We start from the raw sequence: 14,383 nt of genomic DNA, 5'->3' as shown, positions 1-14,383 counted from the left end.
ACGTGGACGTCGCCGCACGAGGGTGCGGGACGCCACAGGCTCCGACGTTCGGGTGCCGGAGGTGCAGCGCGGCGCCACGAACGGGCGTCGGCCGCGGGCGCGAGGGCTCCCCCGGCAGCCCAGAGGGCAGCGGGAAGACGAGGCGATGCTCTCCTTCATGCCTTCGCGCGGCGCCGGGCCTCGGGGGCAGGTGCGGCGTCGCGTCCGGCCGGTGTGTCAGATCGCCTGCTTGCAGCACGGTGCGGCGACCTGGGTGGAGCCGGAGGCCGCCGTGGCGCCGGCGACGCCGGCGAACGCGGTGAGGGCGATGACGACGACGATGCTGAGCTTCTTCATGAGGGCACCTTTCCGAGCGTGCACCGGACGTTCCGGTACACCTGGAATGGTCCCCAGCCCATGTCTAGGGCGCAATGACGCAGGACACCAGGGGGGTAGACGGCGTTCAGGCCCTCGCCGGCGGGGGCAGCGCTCCACGGATGCCGGCGGCGGCGAGCGCGCGGCCATAGGCCTCGGCCACCCGGTCGTCCTCGTCGCCGGCCACCCGGAGGCGGTCTCCGATGCGACGCCAGAGCACTGCGGCGGCCCGTCCGGACGAGATCATGTCGAGCAGCTCGGCTGCCGACCGGTACTCCTTGACGGCCTCCGGTCGCGCCCGCTGGGCGAGCATCGCGTCGCCGAGCGCTTCGTGCGCGGACGCGGAGTCGCGACGCACGCCTTCCCGCAGCAGTTCGACAGCCCGGCTGGCGTACCGCGCAGCGGCCGGCGCGTCGTCGAGGAGCAACCAGGCGCGGGACCGGACGGAGTCGGCGCGGGCCAGCTCGATCTGTGACTCGCTGACCTCCAGGGCGGTCTGCGCGGCATCGAGGTCCGCCAGCGCTTCCGCGGCCCGCGGGGGATCGACGGAGAGGAGCAGGAACGCCCGGTCAAGGCGCAGGCGGGGCAGGTCGCGGTCGATCTCGTCGGCGCCCGCCAGCGCGATCGCGGACTCGAGCTGCGCGAGCGCCGCGTCAGGATCCCCCAGCGCGTCGTCGACGAACGCCAGGTTCCAGTGCACGGACGACACCGCCCGGGCCGACCCGTGCTGTCGGGTGTGCGCGAGCAGCTGCCGACCGCGGTACCGCGCGTACGTCGCGTCGCCGCGGGCGACGTACGCCCAGATGATGGTGGACTCGAGCCGGACCACCTCGTCGCTGCCCGCGGCGGAGGCCGGGAGCTGGGCCAGCAGGTGCTCCCCGCGGGTCACGGCGCGGTGCAGGTCGGCGATCTCGGTGAGGGCCATGACGATCCGCATCGCGGCGTACGCGGCCTGCAGGTACCGGCGCGAGTCCATCAGCCGCGCGCAGAGGCGTTCCAGGGCGTCGACCGATCCCTCGAGGTCACCGGCGAGGTCGCGGGCCTCGGCGTGTGCGAGCCCGACCCGCGCCGCGGTGTCGACATCCAGAGCCGACACGTCCACCTGCGCGAGGACGTCCGCGGCGGCTCGCACCTCGCCTGTGCGCGACAGCCGACGAGCCTCGACGAGGGCACCCTCCGCGGACCGGTAGTCGGGAGCCTGCTCGCCGTCGAGGAGGTAGGACACCGAGACACCGAGCGCCTGGGCCACCCTGGCGAGCGCGTCCTCGCCCAAGCCGCGACGGTCGTTCTCCACGTGCGAGATGTACGTCGGGTGCACCTCTGCCTGCCGCGCGAGCTGCCCCTGGCTCAGCCCGGCCTTCTCCCGGGCGTCGCGCACTCGTCGGCTCAGCGGATTCACGTTCTCACGATAGAGAGCGCGGAGGGGCACCGGTAGCGGAGGACGCCGGCGACGCACGGGGCGGTCAGTGGGCGAGCGCCGGAGCCTCGTCGCGCGTCGCCCGCGCTGCGTCGGCCAGCCGGGCGTCGCGATCCCGACGGGTGCGGAACAGCGACGCGGCGACGACGGCACCGAGCAGGAAGATCCCCGCCGACCAGGTGTAGGCGACCGAGAAGCTGTGCACCGCTCCGGCGGCGATCACCTCGGGCGTCGCGGGTGCATGGTCGGCGACGTAGGCGGTGGCCGCCGTCGCCGCGAGGGTGTTCAGGACCGCGGTGCCGATCGCTCCGCCGACCTGCTGGCTGGTGGAGACCATCGCGGACGCGGCGCCGGCCTGGCGGGGTGGGACACCGAGCGTGGCGATCTGGAACGACGCGGGCATGATCGAGCCCATCGCGATCCCCATGCCGACGAGGCCGACGAGCACCAGCCTGTAGCTGCTGTCCACCTCGAGCGTGGTGAACCAGAGCATCGCGAGCGCCCCGACCACCATCCCGGCCGGCACCACGACCTTCGGGCCGAAACGCGGGACCAGGATGTTGGTCTGGACCTGCGCGGTGATGACGATGAAGAGCACCATCGGCAGGAAGGCGGTCCCGGTCTGCATCGGCCCGTACCCGAGCGTCAGCTGCAGGTAGTAGGTGAGGAACAGGAAGACGCCGAACATGCCGGTGCCGGCGACGAGGATCGACAGGAACCCGGCTCCGCGGTCGCGATCACGGACGATCGAGAGGGGCAGCAGCGGGTGCTCCGCGGTCCGCTGCCGCAGGACGAAGCCGACCAGGAGCACGAGGCTCGCGGCCAACGAGCCCCACACGGCCGGGGAGTCCCAGCCCTGGGGCTCGGCCTGGGAGAAGCCGAGCACCAGCGCGAACAGGCCCGTCGAGACGAGCAGGACGCCGGGCACGTCGATCTGGGTGTCGTGCTTGGTGTCCACCCGGGACAGCAGCACCGTGCCGGCGACGAACGCGATCAGGGCGATCACCACGTTGACGTAGAGGTTCCAGCGCCAGTCGAAGTTCTCGGTGAGGTAGCCGCCCAGCAGCAGGCCGATGGCGCCGCCCATGCCGGCGATGGCGCCGAACACGCCGAACGCCCGGGCGCGCTCCTTGGGGTTGGTGAACGTGGTGGTCAGCACGGACAGCGCCGCCGGGGCGAGGACCGCGGCGAACACGCCCTGCAGGGCGCGTGCGCCGACGAGCAGCTCGAACGTCTGCGCGGCGCCGCCCAGCGCCGAGGCGACCGCGAAGCCGACGAGGCCGATGAGGAACATGCGGCGGCGGCCGAACATGTCGGAGAGGCGGCCGCCGAGGAGCAGCAGGCTGCCGAAGGCCAGCGCGTAGGCGGTGACCACCCACTGGCGGTCGTTGTCGCTGAACCCGAGCTCCGCCTGGGCGGAGGGCAGCGCGATGTTCACGATGGTCGCATCGAGGACCACCATCAGCTGGGCGAGGGCGACCGTGGCCAGGACGAGCCAGCGGTGCTGACTCTCCGGCGGGGCCTGCGTGGGGGAGGACATGAAGCTGCTCCTGGGACGTCGTGGTCGGTGGATCGACACTAATACAGAACTGGGCAGTTCCGGAACCCTCGAGTATCGTTAGATCGATTCGAGATACGGTGTGGCTCCGACGAGGGAGCCGGCGAGAGGCAGGCATGAGCAACGTGGAGGCGACGCAGGCCCCGGTCGCGCGTCGACCCGGTCGGCGCCGGGACGACTCCAAGGACGACGCGATCCTCGCCGCGGCGCGCGAGCTGCTGGCGGAGCGCGGCTACGACGGCATGACGATGGACGCCGTCGCGGAGCGCGCCGGGGCCGGCAAGGCCACCGTCTACCGCCGGTGGGCGTCCAAGGTGCAGCTCACGGTCGACGCCGTCGTCTGTGGTCCCGGGAGCCCGATGTCGATCGGCGACGTGCCCGACACCGGAACGCTGCGCGGCGATCTGCTGTCCGTCCGCTTCGGCCGCAAGAGCTCGGACCAGAGCGAGCTCATGGCCGGGCTCATGTCCGCGGTCCGCGAGAACCCCGAGGTCGCCGCCGTCTTCCAGGAGCAGTTCGTGCGCTCACGCGTCGCGCTGATGCGGGAGATCCTCGAACGTGCCCAGGCCCGCGGAGAGCTCCGCGCGGACATCGACCTCGACATGGTGGCGGCCGTGGCGCCCGCGATGATCTCCTACCGCAAGATGGTCGCCGGCCAGCACGTCGACGATGAGTTCGTGGTGCGGATGATCGACACCGTGATCCTGCCGCTGGCCACCGGCGCCTGATCAGGCCGACGGGACGCGCGACCGCCGCACGGGCTTGCGGGCCGACGGTCCGCGGTGCCGCAGCCTCGTGATCCGCCGCCGCGCGATCACCTCCGGGACCACAGGCTCGCTCACCGGCTGCAGCGCGAGCCGCCGCGACGCCACCACATAGGCGGGCACCAGCAGGACGACCGCCCCGATCCACGCGAGCGGGTTGCCCCACACCACGCCGCTGTACCCGTAGGCCGCACCGAGCACGGCTGCTGCGCCGACCCGGCAGATCAGCTCGATCACGCCGGTCAGCGTCGGGACGGCGGTCTGGCCGAGGCCCTGGAGCGAGCCGCGGAGCACGAACAGCACGCCCAGCACGACGTACAGCGCGCCGTTGACCAGCAGGTAGTGCGCGGCCATCTCGACCACGCGCTCCTCGCCGTCGCCGACGAAGAGGCCGACGAGCGTGGACCCGCCGGTGACGAGCACGACACCGAGGACCAGCGAGCCCGCGACCGACAGACCCATGGCCTGCAGGACGCCGCGGCGGATGCGGTCCGGCCGCCCGCCGCCGAGGTTCTGCGCGACGAACATGGACACCGCGAGCCCGAGGGACGCCAGCAGCGCGACGGCCAGACCGTCAACCCGGACCGCGGTGGTGTACGCGGCGACCGCGTCGGACCCGAGCTCGTTCAGCCGGACCTGCACGGCGAGGGTGCCGATCGCGATGATCGCCGCCTGGAACCCCATCGGCAGTCCGAGACGCAGATGGCGACGCAGGTCGACCCCGCTCACGCGCCACTCGTCGCGGTGCACGTGCAGCACCGGGACGCGGCGCCGCACGAACGCCAGGCACAGCGCGACCGACACGCCCTGCGACAGGACCGTCGACACCGCTGCGCCGGCCACGCCCATGCCGAGACCGGCGACGGCGACCACCACCAGGACGACGTTCAGGACGCAGCTGATGGTCAGGAAGACCAGGGGCGTGCGCGAGTCACCGATCGCCCGGATGATCGCCGAGAGGAAGTTGAAGAACATCATCGTGCTGGCGCCCAGGAAGCTGATGACCGCGAAGGTCGTCGCCTCCGGGAGCAGCTCCTCGGGCGTCTTGAGCAGCCGCAGCGCCGGAGCCGCCAGCAGCGGCGCCGCCACGGTCAGGACCGCGCTCGTCGCGCCCGACAGCACCGTCCCGGCCGCGACCGACCGGCGCACGGCCGCGTGGTCGCCGGCGCCGAACGCCTGCGCGGTCGGGATCGCGAAGCCGTTCGTCATTCCCCATGCGAAGCCGAGCAGGAGGAAGAGCAGGGCGCCCGTGGCGCCGACCGCGGCGAGCGAGTCCACGCCGAGCACGCGACCGACGACGACGGCGTCGGCCGCTTGGTAGAGCTGCTGGACGACGTTGCCGACGAGCAGGGGGACGGCGAACAGGAGGATGACACGCCAGGGACGACCGGCGGTGAGGACCTTGGGCACAGCGAGACCTTGGGACTGGAGAGCGGGTGGGACGTCCGCGGTGATCGGTGGTGCCGGGTCGCGTCGTGAATCGATCGTATCGATACGACCCGCCGTCGACGAAGCCCTTTTCGGGCAGTGGGGCGTGACGTTGCCGACGAAGTTGCGGCGAGGATCAGGAGGGGTCGGACATCGCGGACACGATCACGGCGAGGACGAGACGGACAGGGAGTACGTGCCCGCCGCGCACCCGCTGATCTGCCAGCCGCCGGGCACCTCGGTCAACTCCACGTCGTCGATGCCCGTCGAGCTGACGTGCGGCGTCGCGTCGCCCGGGAACCAGACGTCGATCGGGCAGCTGGCGCCGTCCTCGTCGACGGTCGCAGAGAACGTGAGGTCCCGACCGCTCGGCTCGGACGCCAACGAGTCCAGCCGACCGGGGAACGCCCTCGGGTACGCCCGGGACAGGGGCGTCGCGTATCCCTCGGGTACGCCCGGGACAGGGGCGTCGCGTATCCCTCGGGCGGAGGGCTCAGCTCACCGGTCGCGCAGTCGACCGAGACGAGGTTTCCCGACGAGGTCGCGTCCGACCCCGTCTCCGGCGACCCGCAGCCCTGCCGCCACACCCAGAACGCTCCGCCGATGCCGAGCCGGTTCTGCGCGTCCACGAAGCGGTCGACCTTGGCCCCGTCGATGGCCGGGTTCCCGAACCAGCCCCACTCCCCCACCCACAGCGCCGCCCCGTACGACGCGGCCGCACGGGCGGACACGGTGAGGTTCCGCTCGATCGAGGCGATGGTCAGTCCGAAGGCCTGCTCCATCGTGATCGACTCGCTGTACGGGTGCGGCGCGAACACGAGGAGCCGGTCGTCGGTGAACCCCGGTGGCGGCGTCACGTCGAACGCCAGCCCGGACCACAGGACGCTCGGCTCGAAGAATGCCAGGTGGTGGAAGCCGTCGGCTGTCGTCTCGGCCTCACGGATCGCGGTGAGCGCCGCGTCGTAGTAGCGCCCGAGCAGCAGACCGGAGGTGGTCGGCGGGATCGCGCCGATGCCCGGCTCGTTCAGCAGGTCGTACCCGGCCACGGCCGCCTCGTCCGCGAAGGCGCCCGCCACCGTCGCCCACGTCCGCACGAGCGCTGTCTGGATGCCGTCCCGGTCCGTGTAGAAGTTGCCGAACGCCGTCGCCACCGCGGGCGCGAGGTCGCGGGCCAGGAACTGGCAGTGCAGGGTGCCGTCGGTGATCGTCGCCCACGCGGGTGCCCCGTCCCACCCGGTGGTGGCCGACGTGCCGCCGTCGCACTGCTGCTCGGGCCGCGCCAGTGCGTTGCCCCACGCGTCCTGGTGCAGGTCGAGCACCGTGTAGAGGCCGTGCTCCTCGGCGGAGGCCACCGCGGCGCGGACCTGGTCGAGGTAGTCCTCGTCGAGGTCGCCCCGGGTCGGCTCCAGCCGGGACCAGGACATGCCGAGGCGGACGACGTTGAAGCCCATCGCGGCGATGGCGGCGAAGTCGTCGTCGGTGAGCGGCTGCGTCGCCGGGACCTCGGGGTCGCGCAGGTGGTAGTCGATGAGCTGGTTGACGTTGACGCCGCGCAGGACGACCTGCCGGCCGGTCACGTCGCCGATGATCGGCAGTCCGCCGGGTTCCGGAGCGGGCAGGACCGTCAGAGGTTCCATGCCGCCGGTGGGCGCGACCGGTGCGGTCTCCTGCGGTCCGGCCGCGGCCGGAGCCCCGACCAGGACCGGGAGCGCGAGCAGGAGGACCGCCACCGCTGCGCCGACGACGAGCCGGGACCGCGGGTGCGGCGCCTGCGGCAGCCGGGACCGCCAGCGCCACGCGACAGCGGTGACCGTCGTCGCGACCAGACCGACCGCGACGCCGTAGCCGATGCCCGTGGTCAGGCTGATCAGGGTGGTGGCGATCCACCAGCTGTCCGGTCCGGCATCGGGGAGGCGGGACGTCCCCGCCGCGATGACCGCGCCGACGATCCCGAGGGCCAGTCCCGCCACGACGGCCGCGAGCCAGACCGCGGCGACCACCCGCCCGGTCAGCCATCGGACGACCAGCGCGAAGGCGCCGACGAACACGGCGATCCCCGCCAGCGTGCCCAGCACCCCCGTAGCGGCGGTCGGCGCGACCAGCGGCCCGGCGAACGCGTAGCCGACCGGCCCACCGCGCCACGCGGTGGCCGCGAACCCCACCGCGGCGAGCACCGAGACCACGAGCACGACCGCGACCGCGACACCCACGGCGTCCCGGTCCGGTTCCGAGGTGTCGTCCGTCGTGGCCCGTGACCCGAACCTGTGGGCGAGGGCAGCCGCCACCGCGACGAGCGGACCGACGACCAGGCCCTTGGCGCCGGCCCAGCCGCTGGTGGTGACGGCGTGCTGCAGCGCCGACCAGAACGAGAGGTGCGGACCGACCAGCGGCAGCGCGGCGGCGAACCCGGTCGCTGCGGCGGCCACCGCGAAGGCGCCGACGGTCGCGGCCCAGGCGACCACGAAGGTCCGGCCGCGGCGGGAGAGCGCGTAGACCGGCGCGGCCGTCGCGACGAGCAGGACAGGCAGCCCGATCACCAGCGGAGCCCAGCGGTAGACCGCTCCGGTACCGAGGATCGGCAGCCCGTGCCCGCCGACCGGCGCGAGCAGCCCACCGGAGGGGTCGAGCAGCGCGAGCGCCCCGACAATGACGAGGACGACCGCCGCAGCGGACGCGGACGCGCGGACCGCGGGACGATTCAGGAGCGTCGTTGCTGCCATGGTGATCGCGAAGCGTAGCGGCAACGCGGCGGGGCGTCGGACGTGTCCCCCGGATGGCCCAACGCGGACGCGACTGCGGCCCGGCGCACGCAGTGCACCGGGCCGCAGTCGTGTGTCGTCAGGCGCGCATCACGCCAGAGCCTTGGCCTTCAGCGAGGCGAACTCGGCCTCGTCGATGGCACCGGAGTCCAGCAGCGCCTTGGCTGCGGTGATGTCGGACGCTGGCGAACTGCTCGCCGTCGCACGGATGTAGTTGTCCGTCTCGACGCGGGCGTTGTACGCGGCCTTGGTCTGACGGTGAGCCATGCCGTCACCACGCGCGATGATGTAGATCAACGCGATGAGGAACGGGAAGAACACCAGTCCGATGAGCCAGCCGGCCTTGGCCCACCCGCCCACCTCACGGTCGCGGAACAGGTCGCTGACGATCTGGAACAGGATGATCAGGTAGGCGAAGAACAAGAACCACCAGAACATGAGCCAGATCCACTGCCCGAGCGTGTTCATCGAACCTTCTCTCGATTGCGCGCCCTAGTCGGCGCGACGGATTGACGGGCGCTGCTGCACCCCAGAGTCTGGCCGCTCATGCGACGATGTCGCGCCCGTGGGCGGTCAACGCCCAGATTACGAAGACGTCCAGCGCGATGACGACGAGTCCCCACACGGGGTAGTACGGGAGCCAGGCGAAGTTGACGATCGCGCTCAGCACGGCGACCGCGACACCGACGGTGCGTGCCCAGACCGCCCCGCGGAAGATGAAGAATCCTGCGAACGCCACGAGCACGCCGAGCAGCAGGTGGATCCAGCCCCAGGTGGTGACGTCGAAGGAGAAGGTCCATTCCTGGCCGACGACGTAGAACGTGTCGTTGAACAGGGCGACGAGGCCCTGGACGGCGTGCAGGACGCCGACCAGGACCAGGAGGGTCCCGGCGAAGACGCTCAGACCGACTGCCAGACCACTGCGGTTCTCGCTCATGGCGATGTCCTTCCTGTGCTGATGGCGGGACTACTGACCGCTGAGGATCCGGAACTTCTGCAGCTCGAACTCCGCGTCGCTGAGGACGCCCTGGTCCCGCAGCGCCCCGAGCTGCGCGAGCTGGGCGAGCTGTGCGTCCACGTCGGCGGCCGGGGCCGGCGGCGCCGGGGGCGGCGGTGGCGGAGCGGCGTAGACGGGAGCGGGCGGTGCCTGCTGCGCGCTCTCCCCCTGCGCCGCCCACCGACCGGCCTGCCGGCGCGAGACGCGGTTGGAGACGGCGGTGGCGGTTCCCGCCACGACCGCGGTGCGGGCAACTCCTCGGATCAGTCCGGGCATGAGTACATCTCCTCGTCGGCGTCCTTGCGGCTGGGTGGGAAGTGCAGGACCCGGATCGTCTCGTGGTCCTCGGCGTCGACCCGCCGGTCGTCTCGCGTGATCGTGGCATATCAGGAGGTTCACGGGGCGCAACTTGCCGCGCGTCGGACAGTTGCGGCTGCGCCGATGGTCCCCGGACCGGGGGCACCGCTCCCCTAGAGTCGGGGCGTGTCCGACAGCCGAGCAGGTGAGACCGCGCTGAACCGGGCGCTGTGGGCCGTCATGAACGAGCGCTTCACCGACTCCGCGGCCGAGCAGCTGTGGCTCCGGCCAGAGCCGGTGTGGGGGCTGTTCGCGGTCCCGGAGCGTGAGCTCGGCGTCCTCGGGGACGTCCGCGGCCTCGACGTGGTGGAGCTGGCGAGCGGCACGGCGTACTTCTCCGCCTGGCTCACCCACGCCGGTGCCCGCACCGTGGCGGTGGACCTCTCGGGCGAGCAGCTGGCCACCGCCCGGCGGCTCCAGCAGCAGCACGGTCCGGTCTTCCCGCTGGTCCAGGGCGACGCGCAGCGGGTCCCGCTGGCCGACGGGTGCGCCGACCTCGTCGTCAGCGAGCACGGCGCCGCCGCCTGGTGCGACCCCGCGCTCTGGCTCCCCGAGGCTGCGCGCCTCCTGCGGCCCGGCGGACGGCTCGTGTTCCTTACCAACAGCCACCTGTCGGCCCTCTGCGTGCCGGAGGACGAGGGCGTCGCGGAGGAGCAGCTGCTGCGCGGGCAGCGCGAGGCCTACAAGGTGCAGTGGCCGGGCGGCGGGGTGGAGTTCCACCCGTCGCACGGGGACTGGGTCCGGCTGCTGCGCGGGTCCGGGTTCGTCGTCGAGGCCCTGCACGAGCTGTACGCACCGCCCGACGGAGGTGACCACGCCTTCTACGAGATCGTCTCCGCACACTGGGCGCGCCGGTGGCCCGCCGAGGAGCTGTGGGTGGCCACCCGCCCCTGACCGCCCGACAGCCGCTCGCTACGATCGGCCGATGCCCCCGGAGAGCTGGATCGAGCACCGCCGCCCCGGGGACCGCGAGCGCCTCGGATGGATCCGACCGGAAGCCGACGGCTTCGTCGCCCACGACGCCCTGGGGCGCGAGGTGACGGACACCGTCGACTGGCTCGCCGCGGAAGAGGCGCTCGAGGAGCGCGGCCTGCACTGGTTGTCCGATCTGTACCAGCTGGACCTGCCGGACGGCACCCGCGAGCGCGTCCGCATCGTCGAGGTGACGCCCGAGCGCGTCGTGGTCAAGGTCGACGACTTCGGTGCCGTGGACGTGGTGACGGCCAGTTTTGTGCTGCCGTTTCCCGCGCCGGACTCCCTGCGACCGTTCGAGGGCGACGCCCGGACGTTCGACGGCGGGCTGCTCCCGGGCTGACGCTGGTCAGGGGCGGTTGCGCAGGTCGCGAGCGTGGTTGTACGCCGCGACCATCGCGTCGTCCCAGATCCCGTTCGCCGGCCGACCGATCGCCCGCTGGATCGCGGCGGTGACCTGGTCGTGCGCGCGCCGGGACTCCGTTCCCCACACTCCGTCGTCGGGGACGCCGACCACCCGCTGCGTGAACGCGATCCCGTGGGGGAACCCCACACCCATCAGGTTGCTCGCGGCCTTGACGGCCTCGACGCGCTGGTCGGTGTCCGTGCCCCACACCTGGTCCGGACCCGCGTGCACCGCACGTTGCACGGCCTCGGTCAGCACGTCCCCGCCACCCGTCGGCTGGAACGACGCGACACCCAGGTGGCCGAACGGGCCGACGTCCACGTGCAGGTGGTTCTTGTGCGAGCCGCTGACCCCCGCGACGCCGTCCCGCGCGTAGATCACCCCGAGCCCGAGCTCCTGCGCCCGGTTCAGCGCCTCGATGAGCCGGTCGCGCTCGTCGGGACCGTTCTTGTTGATGTCTGCGGCCTTGCCGAACTCGCCATCGGTGTCGAAGTGCCACGAGCCGGCCGCGTGGACCGGGTGGACCGCCGAGAACCCGTGCATCTCACCGACGGAGTAGCCGTGGCGACGTGCCCACAGGCAGAACGTGACGAGCGTCTGCGTGGGCGAGAGCTGCGTTCCGAGTGCCATGAGAGTGCCTTCCCTTCGAGACTCGTGCGCCATGGCGACGCGCGTTTCCTGGAAGGGGACGAGGGCGAGAGCGACAGATACACCGGGGGCGGGTGATCGGCTCACTCGTCGGACGCGACTGCGATCGTGTCGAGGTCGCGGACGGCGAAGCGGTGGTGCTCCCACTCCTCCTCGAGGATCACGTGCAGGCAGGAGCGGACGGTCTCCGGATTCTGCGGGGCGTGCGGGTTCGCGCGGACCGCGTCGAGCTCGTCGGCCGTGACGTCCGCGAGGAGGTCCCGCACCATCGCGACCCGACCGGCCCGCGCCTCCAGGACCTCGCCGTACGTCGGCGTCCCCGTCGTGAAGACCGTCAGGTCCTTGCCGTCGCCGGAGGTCCCGGAGTCCAGCTGACCGAGCGGGTGGAACGGCTGCTCGAGCCGCAGGATCGCCTTCCCCAACCACGTGTCCGTGGCGAGGACCAGGTGCCGCAGCGTCTGCGCGAACGACCACTCCCCGTCCACCGAGACGTCGACGGTGCCGACGGGCATCGCAGAGACCCGTTCGAGCGTCGCCGCCCAGGTCCGCTCCAGCACCGCCCACGCCGCGCGCAGGCCGTCCGGATCGGCCGCGCGCCGCTGCGCCCTGCCGGGGAAGCGTCGGTCCAGCTCGGCCTCGACGAACGGGATGACGTCGACCCCGTTGACACGGAAGAAGTCCGCGTCGGGGAGCCACGGCGCGTCGATGTCCGCGTCTGCCACCTCGACCCCGCGCATCACCACGCCGGACAGGTCGGACTCGACGAATCGCGCACCCCGCAGATTCGCTCCGACGAACGTCGCACCCTGCAGGTCGTCCGACCGGGTGAAGGCTGCCATGGCTCTCCTCATCGAGCGGTCCCGCGCGGCACTGCCTCGATTGTTCTGAAGCCCTCCCGCGTTGTCGACCCGCACAGGCCGCCGGGATGTCGGAGGGCGCTCGTACGGTGACTCGATGACCCTCCGCCCGTTTGCCGTCGACGTCCCGCAGCCGGTCCTCGACGACCTGCGCGACCGACTCGCGCGCACGCGCACCCTCGACGACTCGCCTCGACGGCCGGCGTCGGGCATGACCGCGGCGTACCTGAGGGACCTCGTCGCGTCGTGGCAGACGTTCGACTGGCGCGCTCGTGAGGCCTGGCTCAACGGGCACCCGCAGTTCCTCGCTGACGTCGACGGTGCCACGCTGCACGTCGTCCATCAGCGTTCCGCGACCCCCGGTGCCAGGGCGATCGTCGTGATGCACGGCTGGCCGCACACGTTCGCGCTGCAGCTGGACTTCGCGGACCTGCTGCCAGACTTCGACGTCGTCGTCGTCAGCCTGCCGGGTTTCGCGTTCTCGCCACCGCTCGACGGCCCGCCCACCGAGCAGCGGCTCGCCGGGCTCGTGCACGCGCTCATGACGGACGTGCTCGGCTACTCCAGCTACCTCACCTACGGCGAGGACCTCACCGCGAACGTGAGCGACCTCGTGGCCGCGACGCACCCCGACGCCGTCGCCGGGATCGTCGTCACGCACGCGCACTTCCTGTCGCAGGAGGAACGGGAGTCGACGACCGACCCGACCGAGCGCGCGTTCTACGACCGCATGGCGGCCGGCTGGTACGAGCAGGCCGGCTACGCCCACGTCCAGAGCACCAGGCCCGACACCCTCGCCGCCGCGCTGAACGACTCCCCCGCCGGCCTGCTCGCGTGGATCACCGAGAAGCTCGTCGAGTGGAGTGACACCCCTGCGGGCGACCCGGCGGCCGTAGAGCGCCGCATCTCGCGCGAGCGGATCCTCACCGAGGCCACCCTGTACTGGGCGACGCAGAGCATCGGCAGCTCGTTCCGGACGGCCTACGACGGGGCCGATGCGGTCATCCCGCCGGTCGAGGTGCCGGCCGCCGTCTTCGTCCAGCGGCACGAGCACGACAATCCCGAGTCGGTCGCACGGCGGTTCTACCGGGACCTCCGCGTGTTCGAGCGGTTGCCCGAGGGCGGCCACTTCGCGGTCGCCGAGGTTCCCGCAGCGATGGCAGAGCGCGTGCGGCGGTTCGCCCGCGAGCTGGACTGAGATTCTGGTGATCTGTCGGATCGGGGCAGCGCCGTTCGTCGTACGGGTGAGAGAAGGGCGACGATCATGAAGCTGATCACCAACACCCAGATCACCGTCGACGGGGTGATGCAGGCGAACGGTGGGAACAACTCGACGATCGACCCCGGGTTCGACCGGGGCGGGTGGGCGCTGCCACTGGCCGACGAGGAGTCGACCGACTACATCGGCGACTGCTACCTGCGCGCCGACGCGTTCCTGTTCGGACGGCGGACCTACGAGCTCTTCGCGGGGTACTGGGGGGTGCGGGACGACCTCGACAACCCGTTCGTCCGCGCGCTGAGCTCGCGCCCGAAGTTCGTCGCCTCGACCACGATCACAGACCCGGCGTGGGCGGGCACGACCGTGCTGTCCGGAGATCTCGAGACGGCGATCCGCGAGCTGAAGGCCAGGCCCGGTGGCGAGCTGCAGGTGCACGGGAGCGGGCAGCTGATCCGCTGGCTGCTCGAGCACGAGCTCGTCGACGAGATGACCCTGATCGTCTGCCCCGTGATCGTCGGCGCGGGCACGCGGCTGTTCCCCGCCGAGGGCAAGGACTTCGCGCTCGACCTGCTGGAGTCGCGCAGGTTCCCGACGGGCATCCTGGCCCAGACCTACCGGCCCTCCGGCCGCCCGCAGTACGCGTAGCA

14 protein-coding genes are annotated in these 14,383 nt (G+C 72.0%); 5 read left to right on the top strand and 9 right to left on the bottom strand.

Annotation, left to right across the window (positions count from 1 at the left end):
* Positions 1-442: 442 nt before the first annotated feature.
* Positions 443-1,753, bottom strand: a complete 1,311-nt coding sequence (locus ASG23_RS02770) for a helix-turn-helix domain-containing protein (protein WP_056019698.1) — start codon at positions 1,751-1,753, stop codon at positions 443-445.
* 64 nt (positions 1,754-1,817) lie between these two features.
* Entirely contained in the window at positions 1,818-3,311 is a 1,494-nt protein-coding gene (locus ASG23_RS02765) for an MFS transporter (protein ID WP_056019696.1), read from the bottom strand.
* Positions 3,312-3,445: 134 nt separating this feature from the next.
* Here ASG23_RS02765 and ASG23_RS02760 point away from each other — a divergent pair, with 134 nt between their 5' ends.
* Complete coding sequence (locus tag ASG23_RS02760; protein WP_056019692.1) at positions 3,446-4,057, top strand: TetR/AcrR family transcriptional regulator; 612 nt, start codon at positions 3,446-3,448, stop codon at positions 4,055-4,057.
* On the opposite strand, the gene ASG23_RS02755 is transcribed toward ASG23_RS02760, so the two are convergent.
* From ASG23_RS02755 to ASG23_RS02735, 5 genes are all read right to left on the bottom strand, one after another.
* Positions 4,058-5,503: an MATE family efflux transporter gene (locus ASG23_RS02755; protein WP_082515695.1), complete on the bottom strand. Its 1,446-nt coding sequence runs from the start codon at positions 5,501-5,503 to the stop codon at positions 4,058-4,060.
* Positions 5,504-5,763: 260 nt separating this feature from the next.
* On the bottom strand, positions 5,764-8,241 hold the full coding sequence (locus tag ASG23_RS02750; protein WP_157465491.1) for a glycoside hydrolase family 5 protein: 2,478 nt from the start codon (positions 8,239-8,241) through the stop codon (positions 5,764-5,766).
* A 129-nt stretch (positions 8,242-8,370) separates the two neighbouring features.
* Positions 8,371-8,748 carry an SHOCT domain-containing protein gene (locus ASG23_RS02745; protein WP_056019687.1) on the bottom strand — a complete coding sequence of 126 codons (378 nt, stop codon included), beginning with the start codon at positions 8,746-8,748 and terminating at the stop codon, positions 8,371-8,373.
* A gap of 76 nt (positions 8,749-8,824) precedes the next feature.
* Entirely contained in the window at positions 8,825-9,217 is a 393-nt protein-coding gene (locus ASG23_RS02740; protein ID WP_056019684.1) for a DUF7144 family membrane protein, read from the bottom strand.
* 30 nt (positions 9,218-9,247) lie between these two features.
* A complete protein-coding gene (locus tag ASG23_RS02735; RefSeq protein ID WP_056019680.1) occupies positions 9,248-9,553 on the bottom strand; it encodes an SHOCT domain-containing protein in 306 nt (101 codons plus the stop codon).
* A gap of 207 nt (positions 9,554-9,760) precedes the next feature.
* Between ASG23_RS02735 and ASG23_RS02730 the strand changes: the two genes are divergently transcribed.
* Positions 9,761-10,528 (top strand): class I SAM-dependent methyltransferase, encoded by a 768-nt coding sequence (locus ASG23_RS02730; RefSeq protein WP_056019677.1) that lies wholly within the window; start codon positions 9,761-9,763, stop codon positions 10,526-10,528.
* Between the two features lie 31 nt (positions 10,529-10,559).
* Positions 10,560-10,949, top strand: a complete 390-nt coding sequence (locus ASG23_RS02725) for a hypothetical protein (RefSeq protein ID WP_056019674.1) — start codon at positions 10,560-10,562, stop codon at positions 10,947-10,949.
* 6 nt (positions 10,950-10,955) lie between these two features.
* Here the strand turns inward: ASG23_RS02725 and ASG23_RS02720 are convergent, their stop codons facing one another.
* On the bottom strand, positions 10,956-11,642 hold the full coding sequence (locus ASG23_RS02720) for a hypothetical protein (protein ID WP_056019671.1): 687 nt from the start codon (positions 11,640-11,642) through the stop codon (positions 10,956-10,958).
* A 101-nt stretch (positions 11,643-11,743) separates the two neighbouring features.
* Positions 11,744-12,499, bottom strand: coding sequence for a DinB family protein (locus ASG23_RS02715; protein WP_056019668.1), 756 nt, complete (start codon positions 12,497-12,499; stop codon positions 11,744-11,746).
* Positions 12,500-12,614: 115 nt separating this feature from the next.
* On the opposite strand from ASG23_RS02715, the gene ASG23_RS02710 reads away from it, so the two are divergent.
* A complete protein-coding gene (locus tag ASG23_RS02710) occupies positions 12,615-13,715 on the top strand; it encodes an epoxide hydrolase family protein (RefSeq protein WP_056019665.1) in 1,101 nt (366 codons plus the stop codon).
* Positions 13,716-13,781: 66 nt separating this feature from the next.
* The gene (locus tag ASG23_RS02705; protein ID WP_056019663.1) at positions 13,782-14,381 is read left to right on the top strand and encodes a dihydrofolate reductase family protein; all 600 of its coding nucleotides are present in this window, start codon (positions 13,782-13,784) and stop codon (positions 14,379-14,381) included.
* The last annotated feature ends 2 nt before the right edge of the window (positions 14,382-14,383 follow it).

The sequence above is a fragment of the Cellulomonas sp. Leaf395 genome, from assembly GCF_001424125.1.
GTDB lineage: Bacteria > Actinomycetota > Actinomycetes > Actinomycetales > Cellulomonadaceae > Cellulomonas.
Note: the sequence above shows the minus strand (reverse complement) of the source record. Positions and strands in the feature narration are given on the sequence as shown.